Below are 301 nucleotides of genomic sequence, written 5' to 3' on the forward strand. Positions count from 1 at the left end.
TACAAGTGCACGTGCAGCTGCAGAGCGTTGCTTTTGTCCACCCGATACCTCTGATGGATATTTTCGAAGGATTTCCGAAATTCCTAGCATTGCTGCTACTTTTTCTACTTTGGGCCCAATCTTTTTTGAAGCAACCCCCTGAAGTGAAAGTGGTAAAGCAATATTTTCATAAATTGATAAGTTTTCTAGTAAGTTGAAATCTTGGAAGATGAATCCTAATTTTTGAGACCGAAAATCTGAAAGCTCTCCTTGTTTCATCTTTGTGATATCGATACCATCAATTTCAACAACGCCTCCCGTT

At 39.2% G+C, this 301-nt stretch carries 1 protein-coding gene; it reads right to left on the minus strand.

The annotated features are described in order from the left end of the window. On the minus strand, positions 1-301 hold a 301-nt coding region (locus tag ACLBXA_RS29190; protein ID WP_447617731.1), incomplete at both ends, for an ATP-binding cassette domain-containing protein.

Source organism: Bacillus sp. D48C, assembly GCF_053345735.1.